The sequence below is a fragment of the Streptomyces sp. NPDC052020 genome (assembly GCF_040680575.1).
Taxonomy (GTDB): domain Bacteria; phylum Actinomycetota; class Actinomycetes; order Streptomycetales; family Streptomycetaceae; genus Streptomyces.
Genome location: NZ_JBFAWY010000005.1, coordinates 262,818 through 279,434, shown reverse-complemented (window position 1 = coordinate 279,434; position 16,617 = coordinate 262,818). Strand labels below are relative to the sequence as shown.

The window sequence follows — 16,617 nt, the reverse complement described above, 5'->3', positions numbered from 1 at the left end:
CGCCGATGCAAGCTGTCATATCATCAGAAACATTTCCGGGGCGGGTGGCTATTTCAAGCCGATCGCCGCGCAGTCGGCCGCGTACGCGGCTGTGCAGATGTCGGACACCTCGTAGATGCCGTCCGCGACGACGGTGCTCGCGATGTTCGCCTTGGTCAGGGAGACGACGGGCACGAGCTGCGCCGGGATGCCCTTGTGGGTGGGGCTGTCGACCTTGTCCCGGGTCAGCGCGTCGAACTGGATGTCCCGTCCCTGGACCTTGGCCACGGCCATCTCCGCGGCGCTCTCCGCCTCCTGCGGGTAGGGCTTGTAGACGCTCATGTACTGCTCGCCGGCGACGATCCGCTGCACCGCCGCCAGTTCGGCGTCCTGCCCGGTGATCGGCGGCAGGTCGGTGACGCCCGCCGCCTTCAGCGCCTTGACGACGCCGCCCGCCATCCCGTCGTTGGCGGAGTACACCGCGGCGATGTTCTCCTTGCCGATCGCCTCGATCGCCTCGGCCATGTGGGCCTGGGCGTTCTCCGGCTTCCAGTCCTCGGTGTCGTAGGACTTGGCGATGGTCACCTTGCCGTTCAGCTCGGACATCGCGCCCGCCTTGAACTGCTTGGCGTTGGGGTCGGTGGGCGAGCCGTTCACCATGACGACCCTGGCCGACCCGCCGGCCTTGTCGCCGAGGGCCTCCAGCAGGGCCCGGCCCTGCGCCTCGCCGACCAGCTCATTGTCGAAGGAGATGTAGGCGTCGATCGGGCCCTCGGCCAGCCGGTCGTAGGCGATGACCGGGATGCCGGCGTCCTTGGCCTTGCGCACGCCCTGCGCGATGGCGTGCGCGTCGACGGCGTCCAGCACGATCACGTCGACCCCGTCGTCGATCATCGTCTGCAACTGCTCGGCCTGCTTGTCGGCGCTGGCCTGCGCGTTGGCGTACGCGACCCTGCCCTTGTTCCCGGTGAGGGAGGCGACCTTCTTCTTGAAGATGGGGTAGTCGAAGTGCTCGTAGCGCGTGTTCGCCGTCTCCGGGAGCAGCAGGCCCACCGTGATGTCGTCGCCCTTGGTGGGGCTCGCCTCGCCGCCGCTCTCCGTCGCGTTCAGCACACCGCAGGAGGCCAGCGAAAGAGTCACCGCGGACGCGGCCACGGACAGGGCGATACGACGCATGCAGGGGCTCACTTCTGACGCCTTCCGGACACGGGGACTCTTCGCACCCCAGGTGACTGAAAAGCCAACGCGGCGGCGCCACCCAGCGTCAAGCGGAACCACTTAACGAGATGACAACACCACGCTCCGCATAGATTGTGAAGACGCAGCGGAATCATCTCCCGACTCCCTTCACCTCCCCGCGCCCACCCCGCACCCACCCCGCGCCCTCCCCCGCGCTCTCATCCGCCCGCCCCCACCCACCTCTTTCCGCCTCTTCCCGCCGCCAAGTCCCGTGCCGGGACCGCCACTCGGCGGGCGGCCGGCGCGCGGGCGGGCGCCGTACAACCACTCCCCCACCTCACGAGTCCTGTTCAGGAAGGCGGCACCCCGCCTCTTCGACGCCGAGCAGAGGACCGAATGAAACCAGCCAGACGCATGACCGCGGCCGCCGCGACCGCCGTCGTGCTCACCACCGCCGGCGGCCTGCTCACCGCCGGCATCACCCCGGCTCCCGCGGTCACCGGCTGCGCCTCGCTCGTCTACCAGCGGCAGTTCTACGCGAACACCACCTTCTCCGGCACCCCGAAGAGGACCGACTGCGACTCGGCCGTCGACCAGAACTGGGGCTCCGGGGCCCCCGCCCCCGGCCTGCCGGCCAACCACGTCGCCGTCCGCTGGACCGTCACCCGCGACTTCGGCTCCGGCGGCCCGTTCGCCTTCACCGCCGCGGCCCAGGACGGCGTCCGGGTGTACCTGGACGGCGTCCGCAAGCTCGACCTGTGGAAGAACGTGTCGTCGACGGTGAAGAAGACCGTCAACGTCACCGTCCCCGCCGGGCGGCACACCCTCCGCGTCGACTTCGTCAACTGGACCGGCACCGCGAACGTCCGCTTCTCCTACACCCCCCGGACCGCCGCCGCCGTCGACAAGGTGCGGCCCCTGACCCCGGCCGGGGCGGCGGTGACGTACGACAAGGCGACCGGCAAGGCCAAGGTCACCTGGTCCCGGAACAAGGAGATGGACCTCGCCGGCTACCGCGTCCACCGCCGCCTGAAGGGCAGCGGCGCCTGGACGCGGCTGACCACCACGGCGGCCGCCTCGCACACCGACACCCCGCCGAAGACCGGCGCGGTCTACTACTACGAGGTCCGCGCGCTCGACAAGGCCGGCAACGAGTCGGCGGGCACGGCCGACCTCGGCGTCACCACCGTCGACAAGACCCCGCCCGCGGCCCCCTCCATCGAGCTGGACGCCTGCCCGACCGACGCCACCGTCGCCGGGCCCGAGCTCATCGCCACCGCCGACAGCGCCCTGTACGAAGCCCAGCGGCAGAACCCCGCCACCGGTGCCTGGACCACCGTCCACACCGGCGGCAAGGGCACCTTCTGCGACCCGGGGCAGCCCGCCGACGGCACGAAGGCCACCTACCGGGGACGGGCCCGCGACGCGGCCGGCAACTGGTCGGCGTACTCCGCCGCCACCACCCTCACCCTGGGGGACCACATCCCGCCCGCGGCCCCCGCCGACGCGCGCGCCGCCTACCGGGACGGCATCCCGCGCCTGACGTGGACGCCGGTGAAGGACGCCGTCTCCTACGAGGTGTGGCAGTACGACCCCACCACCGGCGAGCAGCTCGACGCGTTCGCCACGGGCGCCGCCACCACGGCGACGGACGTGGCGCCGCTCCAGCGGACCGCCGTCGCGGAGGAGTACCGGTACGCGGTGCGCGCCCTGGACGCCGCGGGCAACCCCTCCCCGCCCGCCGGGATCACCGTGCGCACGGCGGACCGGACGGAGGCCATCGCCCCGTACCAGGTCACCGCGGGCCGCCGGGGCGACGCGGTCGTCCTGCGCTGGCGCGGCGCCGACCCGTGGACGGTCGACGCCGCCCACCTGCCGTCGTACCGCGTCCTGCGCACGGACCCGGCGACGGGCGAGACGACGACCGTCGAGCGGTGTGCGCCGCCGAGCGGGGACGGCCCGCCCGGGCCGCCGTCCCTGCGCACCGTCCCCGCCCGTGACTCCTACGACCCGGAGTACGTGACCTGGTCCCACGCGGTGGTGTACGGGGAGTGCGTGGACGCCTCGGGCGCCTCCAGGACCACGTACGAGTACCGCGTCGTCACCATCGACCGCCACGGGCACCCCTCCGCGCCGAGCGCGCCCGTCACGGCGACCACCGGCGACACCGTGCGCCCCGCCCCGGTCACCGGCCTGACCGCCGAGGTGATCCCGATGGGCGTGCACCTGAGCTGGGAGCCGTCGCCCGAGGACGACGCCTTCGCGTACTACGTCTGGCAGGGCACCACCGACCCAGAGACGGGACGGACGGTGTGGGAGCGCAGCTGCGTGGGCGGTGACTCGCTCTCCGAGACCGAGATCTACTGCCCGACGCTGCCGGACGGCCGCGAGCACGTCTACCGGGTGGCCGCCATCGACCGGACACCCGCGCACGACGAGGGACCGGAGTCCTTCCTCCCGGCGGAGATCACCGTCGCCCTGCCCGACACCCGCCCGCCGGGCTGGTCCGGCACCGGGGTCACCGCCGACCAGTACCCGGAGCTCTTCGTCCACTGCGGCCAGACGCTCTACGCCCCGCCCTGCGAGAACTGGACCGACTACCGCTACGAGCGGTGGGACCCGGCCACCGCCTCCTGGACCACGCTCGCCACGGGCAAGACCGACGACCCGCAGTTCCACCTGGACATGGAGGTGCACGAGAACCGGCTCGGGCTCTACCACTACCGGGCCGTCTACAGCGACCCGTCGGGCGCCGAGAAGGTCATGTGGGAACACGCCTACGGCATCTGGGACACCTGGCTGTGAGGTGACCCGGCCGGCCCGCACGCCGGCACGCCGAAGGGGCCCGGAGACACCCTCCGGGCCCCTTCGCCGCGCGTGCGCGCGCCGCGTCAGTCCGACTGCTGCTGCCGCTTGGGCCGCCACACCACCAGCGCGCTGGTCTGCTGCACCTCCTGGTACGGCACCAGGTCGCGCCGGTAGGAGGCGTGCACCGCCGCCTCGCGCTGGCGCATCGCCGCCGCCGCTCCGTCGAGCGCGTCCTGGAGCTCCTGGACACGGGCCTGGAGCGCGGCGACCTGGTTCTCCAGTTCGATGATGCGCTTGATGCCGGCCAGGTTGATGCCCTCGTCCTGCGACAGCTGCTGCACCTGGCGCAGCAGCTGGATGTCGCGGGCCGAGTAGCGCCGACCCCGGCCGGCCGTGCGGTCCGGGGAGACGAGGCCGAGCCGGTCGTACTGCCGCAGCGTCTGCGGGTGCAGGCCGGAGAGCTGGGCGGCGACCGAGATGACGTAGACCGGGGTGTCCTCGGTCAGCTCATACGGTGAGAAACCCCCGCGCTGGCGGGGACGGCGGCCGTCCATCTCCCTCATGCTCCCTTCGCGGCCTCGAACAGCTCCGCCCGCGGATCCTCGCCCGCGGTCGCCTCGCGATACGCCTCGAGCGCGTCACGAGCCTTCCCCGACAGGTCCCGCGGAACACTCACCTCCACGGTGACCAGCAGATCACCGCGGGTGCCGTCCTTGCGGACCGCGCCCTTGCCCCGGGCCCGCATGGTGCGGCCGTTGGGGGTGCCCGCCGGCAGCTTCAGCGTGACCGGCGGTCCGCCCAGGGTCGGGACGCGGATCTCCCCGCCGAGGGCCGCCTCGGCGTAGGTGACGGGCACGGTGACGGTGAGGTTGTCGCCCTTGCGGCCGAAGACCGGGTGGTCCTTGACGTGCACCACCACGTACAGGTCGCCCGCCGGGCCGCCCCGCTCGCCCGGCGCGCCCTTGCCGCGCAGCCGGATCCGCTGGCCGTCCGACACCCCGGCCGGGATGCGGACCTGCATCGTCCGGGAGGACTTGGCGCGTCCGGAGCCCTTGCAGACCTCGCAGGGGCTCTCCGCGATCAGGCCGCGGCCCTTGCAGTCCGGGCAGGGGTCGGTCAGCGAGAAACCGCCGCCGGAGCCCCGCGCGACCTGGCCGGTGCCAACGCAGGTCGGGCACACCCGCGGCGTGCCGTTCTTGTCGCCGGTGCCCGAGCATGCCTTGCAGGGCGCCTGCGACGACATCCTGAGCGGGACCGTCGCGCCCTCGATCGCCTCCGTGAAGCTGAGCGTGACCTCGGACTCCACGTCCTGGCCGCGCCGCGGCTGGGTGCGCGTGGCACCCGTGCCGCCGCGGTTGAACAGGCCCCCGAAGACGTCACCGAGCCCGCCGCCGAAGCCGCCGGCCCCCTGACCCTGACCCTGACCGCCGAACAGGTCGCTCAGGTCGAAGTTGAAGGAGCCGCCGCCCGCGCCGGGCCCCGGGCGGAAGCCACCGTTGCCGAAGAGGGCGCGGGCCTCGTCGTACTCCTTGCGCTTCTTGGGGTCGCCGAGGACGTCGTTCGCCTCGGAGATCTCCTTGAACCGCTCCTCGGCCCGGGCGTTGCCCTTGTTGGCGTCCGGGTGGAACTCGCGGGCGAGCTTCCGGTACGCCTTCTTGATCTCGGCCTCGGTGGCGTCCTTGGGGACGCCGAGGACCTTGTAGTAGTCCTTCTCGATGAAGTCCTTGGTGCTCATCCCCGACGTCCCTCCTTCCCTGCGTCCGTTATAACGTCAGCCCTCCTCCGGGCCACCGTTCTCCTTGTTCTCCGCGGTGTCCGCCTCCGCCTCGGTGCTCTCCTCGGCCGGCTTGACGGTCTGCGCACCCGGCTGCGGCTCGGCGACGGCCACCCGCGCGGGGCGGATGGTGCGCTCGCCGATGCGGTACCCGGGCTGCAGGATCGCCACGCACGTCGTCTCGGTGACGTCCGGCGCGTAGGAGTGCATCAGGGCCTCGTGGATCGTCGGGTCGAAGGGCTCGCCCTCCTTGCCGAACTGCTGGAGGCCCAGCTTGGCCGCGACCGTCTCCAGCGACTCCGCGACGGACTTGAAGCCGCCGACGAGTTCGCCGTGTTCCCGCGCGCGGCCGATGTCGTCGAGCACGGGCAGGAGCTCGGCCAGGAGGTTCGCGACGGCGATCTCCTTGACCGCGGCCCGGTCGCGCTCGACCCGGCGGCGGTAGTTCTGGTACTCGGCCTGGAGGCGCTGGAGGTCCGCCGTCCGCTCGTTCAGCGCGGTGCGCACCTGGTCCAGCTGTGCCAGCAGGCCCGCCTTGTCACTCGCGTCCCCGTCCGGGGCCGCCCCCTCCTCCGGGGAGGGAGCGGCCTTCGGCTCGGCGTCGTCGGGGGTGGCGCCGGAGGGGACGTCGGGCTTCTCCTCGAAGCCCGGGTTCTCCTCCGTCACGCGGCACCGTCCTTCCGGTCCTCGTCGACGATCTCGGCGTCGACCACGTCGTCGTCGGCCTTGGCCTCACCGGCACCGGCGGAGGCACCGCCGGCGGCCTGCGCGGCCTGGGCGTCGGCGTACATGGCCTGGCCGAGCTTCTGCGAGACGGCCGCGACCTTCTCCGTGGCGGTGCGGATCTCGGCCGTGTCCTCGCCCTTGAGCTTCTCCTTCAGCTCGGCGACCGCTTCCTCGACCTCGGTCTTGACCTCGGCCGGGACCTTGTCCTCGTTGTCCTTGAGGAACTTCTCGGTCTGGTAGACGAGCTGCTCGCCCTGGTTGCGGGTCTCGGCGGCCTCGCGGCGCTTGTGGTCCTCCTCCGCGTAGCGCTCGGCCTCCTCGCGCATGCGGTCGACCTCTTCCTTCGGGAGCGAGGAGCCGCCGGTGACGGTCATCTTCTGCTCCTTGCCGGTGCCGAGGTCCTTCGCCGTGACGTGCATGATGCCGTTGGCGTCGATGTCGAAGGAGACCTCGATCTGCGGGACGCCGCGCGGCGCCGGGGGCAGACCGGTCAGCTCGAACATGCCGAGCTTCTTGTTGTACGCGGCGATCTCGCGCTCGCCCTGGTAGACCTGGATCTGCACCGACGGCTGGTTGTCCTCGGCGGTGGTGAAGATCTCGGACCGCTTGGTCGGGATCGTCGTGTTCCGCTCGATCAGCTTGGTCATGATGCCGCCCTTGGTCTCGATGCCGAGGGACAGCGGGGTGACGTCGAGCAGCAGGACGTCCTTGACCTCGCCCTTGAGGACACCGGCCTGGAGCGAGGCGCCGATGGCGACGACCTCGTCCGGGTTCACACCCTTGTTGGCCTCCTTGCCGCCGGTCAGCTCCTTGACGAGCTCGGCGACGGCGGGCATACGGGTGGAACCGCCGACCAGGACGACGTGGTCGATCTCGTTGATCGAGATGCCGGCGTCCTTGATCACGTTGTGGAACGGCGTCTTGCAGCGCTCCAGCAGATCCGCGGTCAGCTGCTGGAACTGGGCGCGGGTCAGCTTCTCGTCGAGGTGCAGGGGGCCCTCGGCGGAGGCGGTGATGTAGGGCAGGTTGATCGAGGTCTCGGTGGACGAGGACAGCTCGATCTTCGCCTTCTCGGCGGCCTCGCGCAGGCGCTGGAGCGCCATCTTGTCCTTGCTGAGGTCCACGCCGTGGCCGGACTGGAACTGCTTGACCAGGTAGTCGACGACGCGCTGGTCCCAGTCGTCACCACCGAGGTGGTTGTCACCGTTGGTGGCCTTCACCTCGACGACGCCGTCGCCGATCTCCAGCAGCGAGACGTCGAAGGTGCCGCCGCCGAGGTCGAAGACCAGGATGGTCTGGTCGTCCTTGTCGAGGCCGTAGGCCAGGGCGGCCGCGGTCGGCTCGTTCACGATCCGCAGCACGTTCAGACCGGCGATCTCGCCGGCCTCCTTGGTGGCCTGGCGCTCGGCGTCGTTGAAGTACGCCGGGACGGTGATGACCGCGTCGGTGACCTTCTCGCCCAGGTATGCCTCGGCGTCCCGCTTCAGCTTCTGCAGCACGAAGGCGCTGATCTGCTGCGGGTTGAAGTCCTTGCCGTCCAGGTTGATCTTCCAGTCGGTGCCCATGTGGCGCTTGACCGACCGGATGGTCCTGTCGACGTTGGTGACGGCCTGGCGCTTGGCCACCTCACCGACCAGCACCTCGCCGTTCTTGGCGAAGGCGACGACGGACGGCGTGGTCCTGGCACCCTCGGCGTTGGTGATGACGGTGGGCTCGCCGCCCTCCAGAACGCTGACGACGGAGTTAGTCGTGCCCAGGTCGATGCCGACCGCACGTGCCATGGTTGATTCCTCCAGCTGACTTGAGTGGAACAGGCTCAAGTGTGCCCGAGGCCCCGGTCTGGGTCAACAGACCTGAGCCCGACAGGCTCAACTCTTATCCACGCCTTACGCGCAACCGCGCCTCGACCTGGGGAAATCCGGAGAACGGCCCGGAAAGCGAAAAGGCGCGCGGACGCGCCGACGGGCGATGCGGCCACCGCGCGGTCGACGGACACCCGGACCCCCGGCCCCCCGGACCCACAGACGCACTCGGACACCCGGACCCACAGACGCACCCGGACACCCGGACCCCCGGACACCCGGGCACCCGCCCCCTTCGCCCGCCGAAGACGAACCCGAACATCCCAGTTTGCCGGTCTTTTGTCAGAATGGACCTGCCCCCCCCCAGTGAGGCATCGCGTCCGACCGGCCGGGCGCACGGGCGGCCGGGCGGTCAGGGTCGCCTCAGCGACGCAGATCACCGCACGCCTGGCTACAGTGCGGCAGGAGATACGGGTAGTCTCAGACGGACTGGGTAAGTTACCGCTTAGTAATCAGCACCGTATCCGCCATCACCGCCATCACCGCGATCACCTCGCAGAACCGCCTCGCAGGCCCGAGGAGCCTCCATGCAACTCGCCGCGATCATCGTGTCGCTGGTCCTGACCGTGGTCGGCGTGGCGCTGCTCGCGCGCGCCATCGGCCAGTTCGTCCGGTACTTCAGACTGGGCCAGCCCGTACCCGCCGGCACCCGGACCGACAACCCCTACCAGCGCAGCGTGACGCTGGTGCGGGAGTTCCTCGGCCACACCCGCATGAACCGGTGGGGCATCGTCGGCATCGCCCACTGGTTCGTGGCCATCGGCTTCCTGACGCTGCCGCCGACCATCGTCACCGCCTACGGCCAGCTCTTCCAGGCCGACTGGACGCTTCCGGTCCTCGGCGGCTTCCTGCCGTACGAGCTGTACATCGAGTTCATCAGCGCGATGACGACCCTCGGCATCCTGGCGCTGATGGTCATCCGGCTGCTGAGCCTGCCCTCGCGCCCGGGCCGCAAGTCCCGCTTCGCGGGCTCCAAGATGGGCCAGGCGTACTTCGTCGAGTACGTCATCCTCACCATCGGTCTCGCGATCTACGTACTGCGCGGCCTGGAGGGCGCCCTGCACCACGTGGACCACTACGAGGCGGCGTACTTCGCCTCGTACCCGCTGGTACTGGCGTTCAAGGGACTGAGCGTCGCGACGCTGCAGAACCTGGTCTACCTCTTCGCCATGATCAAGCTGGGCACGACCATGATCTGGATGATCACGGTCAGCCTGAACACCAACATGGGCGTGGCCTGGCACCGCTTCCTGGCCTTCCCCAACATCTGGTTCAAGCGCAACGCCACCGGTGAGACGGCCCTGGGCGCGCTCCAGCCGATGACGAGCGGCGGCAAGCCGATCGACTTCACCGACCCCGGTGACGACGACGTCTTCGGCGTCTCCCAGGTCGAGCAGTTCTCCTGGAAGGGCCTGCTGGACTTCTCCACCTGCACCGAGTGCGGCCGCTGCCAGTCGCAGTGCCCGGCCTGGAACACGGGCAAGCCCCTCTCCCCCAAGCTGCTGATCATGTCGCTGCGGGACCACGCCCACGCCAAGGCGCCGTACCTGCTGGCCGGCGGCGGCAAGACGATGGAGGGCGAGGAGAAGGCGTCCGAGGAGCAGCTGAAGGACGTGCCCGCCGCCGCCCTGGCGGAGGCCGAGCGCCCGCTGGTCGGCACGCTGGAGGAGAACGGCGTCATCGACCCGGACGTCCTGTGGTCCTGCACCACCTGCGGCGCCTGCGTCGAGCAGTGCCCCGTCGACATCGAGCACGTCGACCACATCGTCGACATGCGCCGCTACCAGGTGATGATCGAGTCCGCGTTCCCGTCCGAGGCGGGCACGATGCTCAAGAACCTGGAGAAGAAGGGCAACCCCTGGGGCCTGGCGAAGAAGCAGCGCCTGGAGTGGACCAAGGAGGTCGACTTCGAGGTCCCGGTCGTCGGCAAGGACATCGAGGACCTGTCCGAGGTCGAGTACCTGTACTGGGTCGGCTGCGCCGGCGCCCTGGAGGACCGCGCCAAGAAGACCACCAAGGCCTTCGCCGAGCTGCTCCACATCGCGGGCGTGAAGTTCGCGATCATGGGCGGTGACGAGAAGTGCACCGGCGACTCCGCCCGCCGCCTGGGCAACGAGCCCCTGTTCCAGGAGCTCGGCATGGAGAACGTCATGGCGCTGAACGCGGCGTTCGGTGAGGAGCTGGACGACGACGGCAAGGTCACGCCGGAGTCGAGGAAGCCGAAGTCGGCGAAGAAGATCGTCGCCACCTGCCCGCACTGCCTCAACACGCTGGGCAACGAGTACCCGCAGCTGGGCGGCGACTACGAGGTCATCCACCACACCCAGCTGCTCCAGCACCTGGTCGACGAGGGGAAGCTGATCCCGGTGACCCCGGTCGACGGCATCATCACCTACCACGACCCCTGCTACCTGGGCCGCCACAACAAGATCTACACGCCCCCGCGCGAGATCATCGGCAAGGTCCCGGGCCTGCGCAACGAGGAGATGCACCGCCACAAGGAGCGCGGCTTCTGCTGCGGCGCCGGCGGCGCCCGGATGTGGATGGAGGAGCGGATCGGCAAGCGCATCAACAACGAGCGCGTCGACGAGGCCCTCTCCCTCAACCCGGACATCGTCTCCACCGCCTGCCCGTTCTGCCTGGTGATGCTGACCGACTCGGTCAACGGCAAGAAGAACGACGGCAAAGCCAAGGAGTCCATCCAGGTCGTCGACGTCGCCCAGCTGCTGCTGGACTCCGTCAAGACCCCGGCCGCGGACGAGGACGAGCCGCCCGCGGGCTCGGCGGACTCCGCGAACGCGCCGGAGCCCGAGCCGGTGAAGTAACCGGCACCGGTCCGTAAGGAACACCGGTCCCTTCCGGGAACCCGGCGCCCCGCCGCCCCGGCACCCCCAGCGTCCACGCGTCCGCGCGGGCCCTGGGGGTGCCGCCGTTTCCGGGGCGGCCCCGACGCCCCCTAGGGGACACGCCGGTGAACCCCCGTCATGCCCCGTAAGGGATGTCACAGCTCGGCCGCAAAGCCCGGCCCGAAAGGCCGGGCCCGGCACGTCACCCGCCGGGAACAGGTACGTTCGAAGACGTGGCTGGATTCAGGATCGGACGCGGCCGGGACAACGGCGCTCCTCAGACGCGACCGCAACACCCCCCGTACGGGCAGCAGACGCCGCAGGGGCCGTCGTACGGCTACCCCCCGGCACCGCAGCCGTACCCGCAGCAGCAGCCGCCGTCCTACGGCGGCGGTCCCGGCACACCCGGCAGCCCCTGGCCGCAGCCGAACGGAGGCGGCTACGGCGGTGGCGGCCACGGCGAGCCGGAGTACTTCGGCGACGGCGGCGCCCACCCGCCGGGCCCGCCCGGACCGCAGGGCCCGCACGGCGGCGTTCCGGGCGCCCCGGGTGCCCCGCAGGGGGCCTACGCGGCCAACAACCCGGGCCACACCCAGGCCTTCTCGATCGGCGAGGACCCCTACACCCAGGGCGAGACCTACCGCGCCGGCTCGGCCACCGCGCCGGCCGGCCCGGTCGGCCCGCGCCTGCCCTGGAAGGAACTGCTGAAGGGCATCGTCACCGCGCCCAACCAGACCTTCCTGCGGATGCGGGACTACACGATGTGGGGCCCCGCCCTCGTCGTCACCTTCTGCTACGGCCTGCTGGCGGTCTTCGGCTTCGACGGCGCGCGCGAGGACGCGATCAACGCCACCCTGTCGAACGCGATCCCGATCGTGCTGACGACGTCCGTCGCGATGGTCCTGAGCGCCTTCGTCCTGGGCGTGGTCACCCACACCCTGGCCCGCCAGCTCGGCGGCGACGGCGCCTGGCAGCCCACGGTGGGCCTGTCCATGCTGATCATGTCCGTCACGGACGCGCCCCGCCTGGTCGTCGCGATGTTCCTCGGCGGCGACGCGCCCTTCGTCCAGATCCTGGGCTGGGCCACCTGGATCGCGGCCGGCGTCCTGCTGACCCTCATGGTCCGCCGCTCCCACGATCTGCCCTGGCCCAAGGCGCTCGGCGCCTGTGCGATCCAGCTGATCGCCCTGCTGTCGATCGTGAAGCTGGGCACGTTCTAGAAGACGCTCAGGCCCATACGGAAGCCCCCGGCGAGACCTCGGTTCCGGTTCCAGAGGTCGTCGCCGGGGGCTTTCCCTGTCCTCTCCCCCGCCCTGTTCGTTCCCGCCGTCCCCGGCGTCAGGCGTCGAGCACCTGCCCGCTCCGCTTGACCACGGGCGGCTGGACGGACCACGGGAAGTTGATCCAGTCGTCGGTCCGCTTCCAGACGTACTCGCACTTCACCAGCGAGTGGGACTTCTCATAGATCACCGCGCTGCGCACCTCGGCCACGGCATCGAGGCAGAACTCGCGCACCAGCTTCAGCGTCTTGCCGGTGTCGGCGACGTCGTCGGCGATCAGGACCTTCTTGTCGGAGAAGTCGATGGCGTTGGGCACCGGCGCCAGCATCACCGGCATCTCCAGCGTGGTACCGACGCCGGTGTAGAACTCCACGTTCACGAGGTGGATGTTCTTGCAGTCCAGGGCGTAGGCGAGCCCGCCGGCGACGAACACGCCGCCCCGGGCGATGGAGAGCACGATGTCCGGCTCGTACCCGTCGTCGGCGACGGCCTGCGCGAGCTCCCGGACGGCGACGCCGAACTGCTCGTAACTCAGATTCTCCCGTACGTCACTCATTACCTGCGTCCTGCCTGCGTCGTCGCTGCGTCCAGGCCGCGCGCACGGCTCGCGCCGCGCGTGCCGCTCATACCTGGGTCCGGTGGAAATTGATGAAGGAACGCGAGGCGGTCGGCCCCCGCTGCCCCTGATAACGCGACCCGTACCGCTCACTCCCGTACGGGTGCGCGGCCGGCGAACTGAGCCGGAACATGCACAGCTGGCCGATCTTCATGCCGGGCCACAGCTTGATCGGCAGGGTGGCGAGATTGGACAGCTCCAGGGTCACGTGCCCGGAGAACCCGGGGTCGATGAACCCGGCGGTGGAGTGGGTGACGAGCCCGAGCCGCCCGAGGGAGCTCTTCCCCTCCAGCCGCGAGGCGAGATCGTCGGGCAGCGTGATGACCTCATACGTACTGGCCAGCACGAACTCACCGGGGTGCAGGATGAACGGTTCGTCCCCCTCGGGCTCGACGAGCCGCGTGAGGTCCGCCTGCTCGACGGACGGGTCGATGTGCGGGTACCGGTGGTTCTCGAACACCCGGAAGTAACGGTCCAGGCGCACGTCGATGCTGGACGGCTGCACCATGGATTCGTCATAGGGATCGATCCGTACCCGCCCGGCGTCGATCTCGGCCCGGATGTCCTTGTCTGAGAGAAGCACGCCCCGAGGATACGCAAGGCGCGCGGAGCAGCCACAATCGCGGCCTCTCCGCGCGCCCGGACGATCTCGCGATCGCGCTGCCGCTAGTGCTTCTGCATCTCCAAACTCACGGGCACGGCACTGCGCAGCCGCGCGCAGCGCGGACAGCGGACGAGCCGCCCGGGACCGAGTCGCTCGGCCTGCTGCATCGGGAACGAAGCGGTGCTGAAAACGTGCCCATCGGCACAGCGGACGACGGTGCGCTCCATCAAGTCCTGAAGTCCCTTCCCCAAGAGCCGCGTCTGGCTTACTGCCCTGACGACAAAAGCCACACTACGGGATCAAAGGAACGACTCTCCAGGCGGCACTCCGCCCCGCCGGAGCCCACCCCCGGGGCCGGGTCGGAGGCCCGTCGGGGTCCGGGTCGGAGGCCCCGTCGGGGTCCGGACCGGAGGCCCCGTCAGGGTCCGGATCGGAGGTCCGTCGCGGCCCCTGCCGCGCGCCGGAGTCCCTGGCGGGGGCTGTGTCGGGGCCCCTGCCAGACCCGCGCCAAGACCCCTGCCGGAGCGCACTCCGAGGTCCCGCCGGCTCCCTCCCCGGCGGCCCGTCGGGGCCCGCCGGGGACCAGCCGGGCAGTCCGCCCCGCCTCCGGCCGATTACCCTCCGGACGGCCGCTCCAGTCCCTTCCCTCACCCCGTTCCAGAACCCCGCGACTCCCTCGAGGCCCCCACCGTACGCCCCAACTCCGGTGGCCCGCAGCCGGATCCCCTCGCCGGACAACGCGCGCAGGCCCCACGGCGTGACCACCGGGAGCCTGGGATGTTGTACAGTAGGCGAGCGTCCGGACACCGGTTCCGACCGGTGTCTTACGTACGCGGGTGTAGTTTAATGGTAGAACATCAGCTTCCCAAGCTGAGAGCGCGAGTTCGATTCTCGTCACCCGCTCCATGCTTAAGGCCCAGGTCAGAGACCTGGGCCTTGTTGTTGTGCGGCGTGATAGGTGGGCCTATGCCACAGGCGTGCCAGTTCCGCACCACAAGGGGCTCGCAGGGTGACCTCCGCCAGTGGTGAAGGTCACCGACCGGCCGACGACCGGGTACGAAGCCGCGGTGCCAGGAGGTCAAGGGCCTCCTCCCAGCGGAAGCTGTCGGCGCCGCCGCCTGCCTTGGGCTGGTGGGGTTCGTAGGAGCCGATCAGGATGCCCATCTCCCGGAGCTGGTCCAGGCTTCGCTGATAGGCGGGGTGAGCCGCTTGGGCGGCGTTCAGGTAGGGAAGGACAGCCGTGGGAACACCCATCCCGTACGCCTCGCAGAGGATCCCGAGGGCGAGGGTGTCCGATATGCCTGCCGCCCATTTGTTGACCGTGTTGAAGCTGGCCGGGGCGACGGCGATGGCGTCCGCCGGCGGGAGTGGACGGGGATCGCCGGGTGCGCGCCAAGCGGAGCGGATCGGATAGCCCGTCTGTTTCTCGATCGCTGCGGTGTCGAGGAATCCCAGGCCTCGGGGAGTGGCGACGACGCCCACGTCCCAGTGTCGCTCCTGTGCTGCTGTGATCAGCCTGTCGACGTCGGCAGCGACGCCACACGCGCAGACGACGACGTACAGGAAGGGCCTCTTGTCCGAAGCGCTCGACTCGTTCACGCGGTGACTCCCAGGCGGCGGCTGAATCGGTGCAGTTCCGGCAGGGTACGGCGGCGATCGCGGGCGGCCATGCCGGCGACCAGCTCACGGACGGCAGGACGGCGGACGTCCTGGGCGGCGCAGGTCTCGGCGATGCGCAGGGCCTGGTAGCCGTCTGCGAGCCGTCCCTGCTGACTGTAGGCGCGGGCCGTGTCGATCCACAGAGAGGCCCGGCGTTCGGGGACAGGAAGGGGACGGCGCATGAGCGGGCGGGCCGTCCGCAGGGCGCGGTCGGCGTCACCGAAGGCCACCAAGGCGCTGACCTCGTGCAGGGCGACGTTGGTGGGGCTGAAGCTGGCCCAGGCGTCCGGCCGGTCGAGCGCGACGTAGCGCGCCACTTCCTTCGCCTCCGTGAGCAGTTCCCGCGCCGCGCCACGGTCCCCGCCGCTGCCGGCCGAGGTGACACCACGCAGTAACAGCAGTCCGAGGGCCGCGAGGTACTGCGGAGACCGGCGGTCGTAGGACCCGGTGAGCCGCTCGGCAGTGTGCCGGACGAGGCTGACAGCCTGGGTCGGGTGCTTCGCGCGCGCCAGGACGTGGGCCTGCACGCGGACGCTCGACGCCAGGACCACCGGGTCGCCGCAACGCTCGGCCTCGGTCATGGCCCGGCCGACGGCGAGCCAGGCGTTGCCCTGGTCGTTCTGCTTGAGCAGCAGACTGGTCAGGGTCTGATACGCGGTGGCCAGCAGCCCCGAGAGGTCGGTGCTGCCCGCCGTACCGCCGGACGCCTGCCGCAGGTCCGCGATCAGACCCGGCAGCACTTGCTCCAGCCCTGCGTAGTCACAGAGGTGGAAGAGCCTGCGTGCTGCGCCGACGCGCAGACGAAGGCAGTTCGTGTCCAGCGAGGCACCGGTGCCCTCCGGGCTGGTTCCCGGCAACAGCGCCCGCACGAGCCCGATACGCGCGTCAGAGGAGTCGCAGGCGGGAGAGTCACTGACGAGAGGATCGGGGGAAGCAGTGAGCGCGGCGGTACTCACGGCCATGCTCGCGGCGATGAAGGTGCGGCGCTGCATATCTTCTGCTCCCGGGTCGGCGGTGGAGGCTTCACGAGCGACGGCGAGACCTACCTCCCATGCTGGGATGCGGAGTTCCGCCGCAACCGCACGCAGCACTCCCATGTTGTCCGTGCCACGCCCGCTCTCCAGTCGGCTCACCTTGGACTGGTGGTATCCCAACGAGGCGGCGACGTCCTTTTGCGAGCGGCCCTGTAGTACCCGGGCACGGCGAATCACCTCGCCGATCCGTATCGACTCACTGTGCGCTGCGGCCATCTGTCACGGATCCTTCCGCCGTTGACCCCGCCTG

The 16,617-nt window shown here is 70.4% G+C and carries 12 protein-coding genes and 1 tRNA gene; 4 read left to right on the top strand and 9 right to left on the bottom strand.

Going from position 1 to position 16,617, the window contains the following annotated elements:
- Positions 1 to 48: 48 nt before the first annotated feature.
- Entirely contained in the window at positions 49 to 1,155 is a 1,107-nt protein-coding gene (locus tag AB0L74_RS07210; RefSeq protein WP_365646631.1) for a substrate-binding domain-containing protein, read from the bottom strand.
- Positions 1,156 to 1,554: 399 nt separating this feature from the next.
- On the opposite strand from AB0L74_RS07210, the gene AB0L74_RS07205 reads away from it, so the two are divergent.
- Entirely contained in the window at positions 1,555 to 3,963 is a 2,409-nt protein-coding gene (locus AB0L74_RS07205; protein WP_365646628.1) for a PA14 domain-containing protein, read from the top strand.
- 86 nt (positions 3,964 to 4,049) lie between these two features.
- Here AB0L74_RS07205 and AB0L74_RS07200 read toward each other — a convergent pair whose 3' ends face one another.
- The 4 genes from AB0L74_RS07200 to dnaK are packed head-to-tail and all read right to left on the bottom strand — an operon-like array spanning position 4,050 to position 8,247.
- Entirely contained in the window at positions 4,050 to 4,520 is a 471-nt protein-coding gene (locus tag AB0L74_RS07200) for a helix-turn-helix domain-containing protein (RefSeq protein ID WP_365646727.1), read from the bottom strand.
- Between the two features lie 5 nt (positions 4,521 to 4,525).
- Positions 4,526 to 5,701 carry a molecular chaperone DnaJ gene (gene dnaJ, locus AB0L74_RS07195; RefSeq protein ID WP_365646625.1) on the bottom strand — a complete coding sequence of 392 codons (1,176 nt, stop codon included), beginning with the start codon at positions 5,699 to 5,701 and terminating at the stop codon, positions 4,526 to 4,528.
- A gap of 36 nt (positions 5,702 to 5,737) precedes the next feature.
- A complete protein-coding gene (gene grpE / locus AB0L74_RS07190; protein WP_365646622.1) occupies positions 5,738 to 6,406 on the bottom strand; it encodes a nucleotide exchange factor GrpE in 669 nt (222 codons plus the stop codon).
- Positions 6,403 to 8,247, bottom strand: coding sequence for a molecular chaperone DnaK (gene dnaK / locus AB0L74_RS07185; RefSeq protein WP_365646619.1), 1,845 nt, complete (start codon positions 8,245 to 8,247; stop codon positions 6,403 to 6,405). Before dnaK ends, grpE begins: the two co-directional genes overlap by 4 nt.
- Before the next feature lie 608 nt (positions 8,248 to 8,855).
- On the opposite strand from dnaK, the gene AB0L74_RS07180 reads away from it, so the two are divergent.
- Both AB0L74_RS07180 and AB0L74_RS07175 read left to right on the top strand, forming a co-directional pair.
- Positions 8,856 to 11,153: a (Fe-S)-binding protein gene (locus tag AB0L74_RS07180; protein ID WP_365646616.1), complete on the top strand. Its 2,298-nt coding sequence runs from the start codon at positions 8,856 to 8,858 to the stop codon at positions 11,151 to 11,153.
- A 173-nt stretch (positions 11,154 to 11,326) separates the two neighbouring features.
- A complete protein-coding gene (locus tag AB0L74_RS07175) occupies positions 11,327 to 12,394 on the top strand; it encodes a Yip1 family protein (protein ID WP_365646613.1) in 1,068 nt (355 codons plus the stop codon).
- Between the two features lie 118 nt (positions 12,395 to 12,512).
- Here the strand turns inward: AB0L74_RS07175 and AB0L74_RS07170 are convergent, their stop codons facing one another.
- Both AB0L74_RS07170 and dcd read right to left on the bottom strand, forming a co-directional pair.
- The gene (locus AB0L74_RS07170; protein WP_164397822.1) at positions 12,513 to 13,010 is read right to left on the bottom strand and encodes a phosphoribosyltransferase; all 498 of its coding nucleotides are present in this window, start codon (positions 13,008 to 13,010) and stop codon (positions 12,513 to 12,515) included.
- A 67-nt stretch (positions 13,011 to 13,077) separates the two neighbouring features.
- On the bottom strand, positions 13,078 to 13,653 hold the full coding sequence (gene dcd / locus AB0L74_RS07165) for a dCTP deaminase (protein ID WP_029381043.1): 576 nt from the start codon (positions 13,651 to 13,653) through the stop codon (positions 13,078 to 13,080).
- Between the two features lie 853 nt (positions 13,654 to 14,506).
- On the opposite strand from dcd, the gene AB0L74_RS07160 reads away from it, so the two are divergent.
- Positions 14,507 to 14,580 (top strand) — tRNA-Gly (locus AB0L74_RS07160).
- A gap of 126 nt (positions 14,581 to 14,706) precedes the next feature.
- Here the strand turns inward: AB0L74_RS07160 and AB0L74_RS07155 are convergent.
- Both AB0L74_RS07155 and AB0L74_RS07150 read right to left on the bottom strand, forming a co-directional pair.
- Positions 14,707 to 15,273, bottom strand: a complete 567-nt coding sequence (locus tag AB0L74_RS07155) for a flavoprotein (protein ID WP_365646611.1) — start codon at positions 15,271 to 15,273, stop codon at positions 14,707 to 14,709.
- The gene (locus AB0L74_RS07150; protein WP_365646608.1) at positions 15,270 to 16,583 is read right to left on the bottom strand and encodes a helix-turn-helix transcriptional regulator; all 1,314 of its coding nucleotides are present in this window, start codon (positions 16,581 to 16,583) and stop codon (positions 15,270 to 15,272) included. Before AB0L74_RS07150 ends, AB0L74_RS07155 begins: the two co-directional genes overlap by 4 nt.
- Positions 16,584 to 16,617: the final 34 nt, after the last annotated feature.

What these genes read in the sequence shown, in the direction of transcription:
- AB0L74_RS07210 (WP_365646631.1), bottom strand. Translation starts at nt 1,155, where the DNA reads ATGCGTCGTATCGCCCTGTCCGTGGCCGCGTCCGCGGTGACTCTTTCG.
- AB0L74_RS07150 (WP_365646608.1), bottom strand. Translation starts at nt 16,583, where the DNA reads ATGGCCGCAGCGCACAGTGAGTCGATACGGATCGGCGAGGTGATTCGC.
- AB0L74_RS07175 (WP_365646613.1), top strand. Translation starts at nt 11,327, where the DNA reads ATGTCACAGCTCGGCCGCAAAGCCCGGCCCGAAAGGCCGGGCCCGGCA.
- AB0L74_RS07180 (WP_365646616.1), top strand. Translation starts at nt 8,856, where the DNA reads ATGCAACTCGCCGCGATCATCGTGTCGCTGGTCCTGACCGTGGTCGGC.
- AB0L74_RS07205 (WP_365646628.1), top strand. Translation starts at nt 1,555, where the DNA reads ATGAAACCAGCCAGACGCATGACCGCGGCCGCCGCGACCGCCGTCGTG.
- dnaJ (WP_365646625.1), bottom strand. Translation starts at nt 5,701, where the DNA reads ATGAGCACCAAGGACTTCATCGAGAAGGACTACTACAAGGTCCTCGGC.
- AB0L74_RS07200 (WP_365646727.1), bottom strand. Translation starts at nt 4,520, where the DNA reads ATGGACGGCCGCCGTCCCCGCCAGCGCGGGGGTTTCTCACCGTATGAG.
- dnaK (WP_365646619.1), bottom strand. Translation starts at nt 8,247, where the DNA reads ATGGCACGTGCGGTCGGCATCGACCTGGGCACGACTAACTCCGTCGTC.
- AB0L74_RS07170 (WP_164397822.1), bottom strand. Translation starts at nt 13,010, where the DNA reads ATGAGTGACGTACGGGAGAATCTGAGTTACGAGCAGTTCGGCGTCGCC.